This is a genomic window from Trichococcus sp., assembly GCF_049589555.1.
In the GTDB taxonomy this organism is placed as follows: domain Bacteria; phylum Bacillota; class Bacilli; order Lactobacillales; family Aerococcaceae; genus Trichococcus.
The window spans coordinates 1-5,260 of sequence record NZ_JBAWAZ010000026.1 but is presented as its reverse complement, the minus strand read 5'-3'; the positions used below and the strand labels follow the sequence as shown (position 1 = coordinate 5,260).

6 protein-coding genes are annotated in these 5,260 nt (G+C 50.1%); 4 read left to right on the top strand and 2 right to left on the bottom strand.

The window, feature by feature from the left end; genetic code table 11:
* The coding region (locus WBV27_RS01450) for an alcohol dehydrogenase catalytic domain-containing protein (RefSeq protein WP_424198776.1) at positions 1 to 458 on the bottom strand (458 nt) is incomplete at its 3' end.
* 123 nt (positions 459 to 581) lie between these two features.
* On the opposite strand from WBV27_RS01450, the gene WBV27_RS01445 reads away from it, so the two are divergent.
* Complete coding sequence (locus WBV27_RS01445; protein ID WP_424198774.1) at positions 582 to 920, top strand: winged helix-turn-helix transcriptional regulator; 339 nt, start codon at positions 582 to 584, stop codon at positions 918 to 920.
* A 114-nt stretch (positions 921 to 1,034) separates the two neighbouring features.
* Here the strand turns inward: WBV27_RS01445 and WBV27_RS01440 are convergent, their stop codons facing one another.
* On the bottom strand, positions 1,035 to 1,469 hold the full coding sequence (locus WBV27_RS01440) for a VOC family protein (protein ID WP_424198772.1): 435 nt from the start codon (positions 1,467 to 1,469) through the stop codon (positions 1,035 to 1,037).
* Between the two features lie 386 nt (positions 1,470 to 1,855).
* Between WBV27_RS01440 and WBV27_RS01435 the strand changes: the two genes are divergently transcribed.
* The 3 genes from WBV27_RS01435 to WBV27_RS01425 all read left to right on the top strand — a co-directional run.
* Positions 1,856 to 2,944 carry a glycerol dehydrogenase gene (locus tag WBV27_RS01435; RefSeq protein ID WP_424198770.1) on the top strand — a complete coding sequence of 363 codons (1,089 nt, stop codon included), beginning with the start codon at positions 1,856 to 1,858 and terminating at the stop codon, positions 2,942 to 2,944.
* A 5-nt stretch (positions 2,945 to 2,949) separates the two neighbouring features.
* Positions 2,950 to 4,062, top strand: a complete 1,113-nt coding sequence (ald, locus tag WBV27_RS01430) for an alanine dehydrogenase (RefSeq protein WP_424198768.1) — start codon at positions 2,950 to 2,952, stop codon at positions 4,060 to 4,062.
* Positions 4,063 to 4,193: 131 nt separating this feature from the next.
* The coding region (locus tag WBV27_RS01425; protein WP_424198766.1) for a GntR family transcriptional regulator at positions 4,194 to 5,260 on the top strand (1,067 nt) is incomplete at its 3' end.

Here is a 5,260-nt window from a genome sequence, read left to right as displayed (position 1 = left end):
ACCAAGTTGATTTCGTTGACAACCGTGTATTCGCTGAAAGTACTTGTCCCCATATAGTGATAAATAGGCTCGCCGTTATAGGAGAAACGGGTCGTTCCATCCGGCATCAAGCCCTTGCCTTGGGTTTCGCGCACGGCTGAACACAGATTTGTCTTGCCGGACAGACAGAATTCGCATTCCCCGCATTCCGGCGTGTAAAGAGGAATGACATGGTCCCCGGGTTTGACGGAAGTGACTTCATCACCCACGGCAACGACAACGCCGGCGCCTTCATGCCCTAATACGGCAGGGAAAACACCTTCCGGATCGTCACCCGACAAAGTGAAGGCATCGGTATGACAGACGGAAGTGTAAAGGATCTTCACCAATACTTCTTTGGCTTTTGGCTCTGCCACATCTATTTCCACGATTTCCAACGGTTTGCCTGGTCCAAAAGCGACAGCTGCTCTACTTTTCATAATTTAATTTCCTTCTTTCTTAAAAATGGTATTTCGTTCTGTTAAAGAATACTATATAATGACTGGTGTGTGAATACTGACATAATTGTCACTATGATTAATTTTATGAAAAGAGGCTGCCCGATGATCCAATACCAAGAGAAAGAATTTTACAATACAAAAGATTTAGCTCTATCTGTTGTGGGTGGAAGATGGAAAATTGCAATCATCTGGTCCTTGCTCCACAACGGTACGCTGCGACTGAGTGAGTTCAACAAGATCCTCCCTGACATCAACCAACGGATGTTGATCCGGCAGTTGCGGGAGCTGGAGCGCGACCAGATCATCGCAAGGACGGTCTACCCCGTGGTTCCTCCGAAAGTCGAGTATCATCTGACCGACATCGGCAAGGAGTTGGCGCCGGTCGTCCAATCCATTTGCGACTGGGGAGACCAATATTTGAAAGTCATAACGGAAGAATAGACTGTTGCATAAATAGGCGAATAAATAATAAAACCGCATCAAAATGGCGTTTCAATTCCATTTTGATGCGGTTTTATTTATCATATATTTGTATTCAGTATCCGCTTTGTCCTGTTATGGATTCAAAATTTCCTCTTCTGTCCCGATTCCAATTTGCCATGTGACCCCATATTTATCCATCACAATACCGAAGTGTTTCGTGTAGAATGTTTCCTGAAGCGGCAACACAACGATTCCACCTTCTTTGAGTGCATCAAAATAAGCTTGCACCAACGAAATATCCTCGATTATCATCGATAGGCTGAGATTATTTCCGGGAACAAATTTTTCCCCTAAAGGGTTATCGGCAAACATGATGATGCTGTCTGCGATCTTCAAAGTCGTATAAATAACGCGATTATTGGCTTCCGGGGATTGTGGTGGGATGTTCGGATCCTGCGGAACATCGCCATACGTCTGGAATTTCGGTTTCTCAGTGCCAAAAACTTCTGCATAGAATTCCACAGCTTCTCTGCAGTTCCCGTCAAAATAGATGAACGGATAAATCATATCAACCACTCCTTATTTTTCAAATCGAATCAGCCATTTGCAGTAATCAGTTATCTTGGGACTAAAGTATCTTCGTCATGGCAGGAAAGGATGAGCATGTGCCGGAACAGTTGTTTTGACAAAGCGCATTTTCATCATAATCTCTGGCTTACAAGTCAAGTATAGCGATTGTGGAAGCGTTTTGCCAATTTTGGCGACCGAAAACGTACTGATTGGTAAACGGAAATGTTCTTGACGAACAAATAGCAGAAATCCCTATTATTTTTCAATTCAGACAGCCCGCACGTAATACAGGAGTCCCCGCAAACAAATTTGTGAGAATCAGCAAGATTCTGTTAAAATAAAGGCATAATAAATAAATCACAAAATGGAAAAGGGGCGCACATATGGCTTATCGTGTTTTTCGGTCGCCTAGCCGGTATATTCAAGGAGTAGGTGCTATAGACGTATTGGGGAAGGAAGCGGCTGCCTACGGAAAAAAGGCATTCCTGCTTACGGATGATTTCGTTTGGGGGTTGCTCCAGGAAAAAGTGGAACGGGCTTTGGAGGGTTTTCCCTATCATTATAAAGCATTCACTGGCGAAGCCTCGCTGGAAGAAATGGTCCGTTTGGCTGACGAGGTCGCCGATGCGACGGCGGACGTCATCATCGGTCTCGGAGGCGGCAAAATCATCGATGTTGCGAAAGGCATCGCAGCTGCATGCGAATTGCCGGTTGTGATTGTCCCCACCACCGTATCCACTGATGCACCGACCAGCGCCATCTCGGTGCTCTATACGCAGGACGGGCTGTTCGACCATTACCGTTTCTATGCGAAGAACCCTGATCTGGTGCTTGTGGATACGCAGATTGTCATCCAAGCGCCGATCCGATTCTTCGCAAGCGGGATGGCGGATGCCTTGGCGACATGTGCAGAAGCGCTGGCAACAAAAGCTTCCGGGGAGAATGCGTTGGCCGGGGGATTGCCAACCATCGCCGGCACTGCGATTGCGCAGGCCTGCGAAGAAACCTTATTCCGTGACGGCCTCAGCGCGTTCGGGGATGTCCAAAAAGGATTGGTGACGCCGGCTGTCGAGGCGATTGTCGAGGCGAATACGCTGCTGTCGGGACTGGGCTTTGAAAACGGCGGCTTGGCGGCCGCACATGCCATCCATAATGGCTTCACCGGCCTCAAAGGCGAGGTCCATCGCTTGACGCACGGGGAAATAGTCGGCTTTTGCCTATTGGTCCAACTCGTGCTTGAAGCGCGTCCTTATGAAGAGTTCCAAAAATACAGTCAGTTCCTGGCCGCGATCGGTATGCCGACGACTCTGGCCGAGATGCATCTGACCGGAGCCACGCACGAGGAGCTCGTTAAAGTCGGAAAACTTGCAGTGGCACAGAGCAACACCATGAGAAATCTAAACAAAAACATAACGGCTGAGCAAGTCGCCGACGCCATTTTGGCGGTGGACGGACTTGTCGGAAAGGAATGATCGGGATGATCATCGGAGTGCCGAAGGAAATCAAAAATAACGAAAACCGGGTGGGTGTGGTGCCTGCAGGTGTGCAATTGCTGGTACAGAACGGCCATCAGGTCCTTGTCCAATCCGGCTGCGGTGTCGGCTCGGGATTCGAAGACAGGCAGTACGAAAAGGCAGGGGCAACAGTGTTGGACGATGCAGCCAAAGTCTGGGCCGCCGAAATGATCATCAAGGTGAAAGAGCCTTTGGAATCGGAATACAAATACTTCCGCGAAGACCTGATTCTGTTCACGTACCTGCATTTGGCGGCAGCGCCGCAGTTGACGAAAGCGATGCTGCAAGCGGGCATGACCGCAATCGGCTACGAAACAATGGTCGGAAAAAAAGGCGATTTGCCATTGCTGACGCCGATGAGCGTCATCGCGGGCCGACTTTCCGTCCAGATCGGTGCGCAGTTCCTGGAAAAACCGTACGGCGGCAAAGGCGTTCTGCTGAGCGGCGTTCCGGGTGTCGCGAACGGGAAAGTCGTCATCATCGGCGGCGGTGTGGCCGGGCGCAATGCCTTGCAGATCGCACTGGGACTAGGCGCCCATTGCACAATCCTGGACGTCAGACCGGAGATCTTGACGGAAATCGAGAATTTGTACGGGAACGCGGTCATCACCTTGCTGTCGAACGAGTGGAACATCGCCCATGCCATCAAGGATGCCGATGTCGTCATCGGGGCTGTCCTGATCCCCGGCCGGAAAGCGCCGACGTTAGTGACCGAAGCGATGGTCAAAAGCATGCAGCCGGGTTCCGTGATCGTCGACATCGCCGTGGATCAGGGCGGCATCTTTGAAACCGAAGACCGCACAACCACGCACGATGATCCGGTTTATGAACGATATGGCGTCCTGCATTATGCGGTGCCGAATATGCCAGGCGCCGTTCCGCGCACTGCTACGATCGCGTTGACGAATGTCACGTTGCCTTATGCAGTGGAAATCGCGAATCAAGGTGCGCGGCAAGCGGCGGAAAAAAATCCGAACATCCTGACCGGATTCAATGTGCACAGAGGCAAACTTACGAACAAAGACGTCGCCGAATCGATCGGTGCAGTCTACACCGCTATCGAAACTTTATTGTAAAAGTCACCGGACTTCCTGCTAAATCAAGCAGGAAGTCCGGTTTTTGCATAGAATCCGTCAATGTGCACTTGTATTTTTCTGCACAGTTTACTATACTATTTGTACGGACAGATACAGAGGGAGAGCACGCCATGAAAACAAAATACCAAGTGATTGCCGATGAGATACGCTCAAAAATACTTTCGAACGAATTTGTGGTAGGCAAAGTCATTCCGCCTGAACTGCAATTGCAGAAGGACTATGGGGTCAGCCGGCATACCGTCCGGGAAGCGATTGCCTTGCTGGTGAATGAAGGTTATCTGCGCAAGGAGAAAGGTTCCGGAACCTATGTCGACGATACATATCAGAGGCGTGGTGACGGGGTGTCATCCAGCAAAACGATCGGCGTCATCACGACTTATCTGTCGGACTATATTTTCCCGTCGATCATCCGCGGCATCGAGCAGAAGTTGCGGGAGAACGGCTACTCCTTGCTGCTGGCGAGCACGAACAACGATGTCGATCAGGAGCGGGAGTGTCTGGAACAGATGCTCAGCCAAGGTGTTTCGGGGCTGATCGTGGAACCGACAAAAAGTAACCAATACAATCCGAATTTGGCTTATTATCTTTCTTTCAAGGAACGCGGCATTCCGGTCGTCATGATCAATGCCTATTACGAAGAACTGTCGGTCCCTTTCATTTGCGTCAATGACACGAAAGCGGGCTATCTCGCTACGAAACATCTATTCGAGCAGGGCCATCAGCATTTGGCTCTGATCACGAAGATCGATGACCTGCAAGGGAAATACCGGATGAAAGGTTTCATCAAAGCCCACGAAGAGATGCGGACAAATTTCGATCCGAAAAATGTGTATACGTACACGACAGAAACCAAAGAGCAAGTGTTCCAGACTATTCGGGAGAAGCTGGCGAGCGATCAGGAGGTCACCGGCATCGTCTGCTACAATGATGAAGTGGCGCAGGGCTTGATCCAAGCGCTTGCTGACATGGGAAAACGTGTGCCGGAAGATTATTCGGTGGTCGGCAATGATGACTCGTTCTTGAGCACGGCAGGCAGCGTCAAGCTGACGACCCTTTCCCATCCGAAAGAGGAATTGGGAGCGGCAGCTGCCGAGTGGATCATGTTGGCCGTACAGCAAGAAGTGACAGGCAATAAAATATTCGAGCCGGAACTGATCATCCGTGACTCGGTCAAACG

Coding starts and splice junctions, on each gene's coding strand:
- WBV27_RS01445 (WP_424198774.1), top strand. CDS start 582: ATGATCCAATACCAAGAGAAAGAATTTTACAATACAAAAGATTTAGCT.
- WBV27_RS01440 (WP_424198772.1), bottom strand. CDS start 1,469: ATGATTTATCCGTTCATCTATTTTGACGGGAACTGCAGAGAAGCTGTG.
- WBV27_RS01435 (WP_424198770.1), top strand. CDS start 1,856: ATGGCTTATCGTGTTTTTCGGTCGCCTAGCCGGTATATTCAAGGAGTA.
- ald (WP_424198768.1), top strand. CDS start 2,950: ATGATCATCGGAGTGCCGAAGGAAATCAAAAATAACGAAAACCGGGTG.